The following is a 1,193-nucleotide window of genomic DNA, read 5'->3' as shown; positions in this document are numbered from 1 at the left end:
CCCCGCCGCAATCAACGCATCCACCCGCAACGACACCGTCGACGGCGCCAGCACCGTATACCGCGAAATCTCCCGCCGCGTCCGCGCCACCCCACGACGGATCAACTCGAACACCGACCCCACCGACGCAGGCGCCTCCACCCGCGGCGAACGCTCACCCTCAGCCATACCCCCACCCTAATCCGGCAACCCGACTTCAGCTGAAAATCGGCGGCAAAGAACCAGCCGATGGAAGATGTTCGGGCAGTTCCGGGTCAGACCGGCAGCGACGGCGCCGGGGTCCGCCGGGCTCCGGCCAGCAGGAGAGCACCCAGCTGCCCCGCTTCCGGGCCCGTCACCGACTGTTCGATTCTCGGCGGACGGCGCCACGGCAGCTGCTCGGCCACCCGCGCCCGCAGCGGGGTCAGCAGGGTCGCACCGGCCGCGGACAGGCCGCCGCCGATGACGATCAGCTCCGGGTCGGTCAGCGCGATCAACCCCACCAGCCCCTGTGCCAGCGTTTCGACGGCCTCGACCCACACCCGGCGCGCGATCGGGTCCGACCGGATCGACTGCGCCACCGCCTCGGCGTCGGGGGAGCCCAGCCCGCCGGAACGCTGGTACCGGCGGGCAATGGCCGACGCCGACGCGTACGCCTCCAGGCAGCCACGCGCGCCACAGGTGCACGGTTCCCCGCCCGCAGCCACGACGACATGCCCGAACTCCCCCGCCGCACACCGGGCCCCGGTCACCGTCCGGCCGCCGATCCGCAAAGCAGCGGCGATCCCGGTGCCGATCGGCACGAAAGCCGCGTCCTCGACGTGCTCCCCCGCTGCGGCGCGGGCTGCCCACTCGGCGTCCGCGGCTGCCCGAGCGTCGTGGTCGACGGTCACCGGTACCGCATAGCGATGCCGCAGCCGGTGCGTGAGCTCCAGCTCATGCCAGTCCAGATTCGTAGCCCGGACAACAGTTCCGGTATGCCGATCGACAATCCCTGGAACCGCAGCACCGATACCGCTCAACGGCTGCCCCGCGTCGAGCGCTTCACCAGCCAAGGTGTCGAGAACATGCACGAGCGTGGCATACGGGCTACCCTCCGCCGCCGTCGGACGCGTAATCCGCGCATGCACCGTCCCGTCAGGATCCGCCAGGACAGCCTTGATCCCAGTCCCCCCGACATCGGCCCCGATCAGCAGACCCGGCTCCGAAACGAC

General features: G+C 71.0%; 1 protein-coding gene. It reads right to left on the bottom strand.

Features of this window, described 5'->3' with window-relative positions:
• Positions 1-254: 254 nt before the first annotated feature.
• On the bottom strand, positions 255-1,193 hold a 939-nt coding region (locus tag OO71_RS45845; protein WP_051793272.1), incomplete at its 5' end, for an ROK family protein.

The organism is Amycolatopsis jejuensis (assembly GCF_000717335.1).
Lineage (GTDB): Bacteria > Actinomycetota > Actinomycetes > Mycobacteriales > Pseudonocardiaceae > Amycolatopsis > Amycolatopsis jejuensis.
The sequence above is the reverse complement of the archived record's forward strand: the minus strand, read 5'-3'. Positions and strand labels throughout refer to the sequence as shown.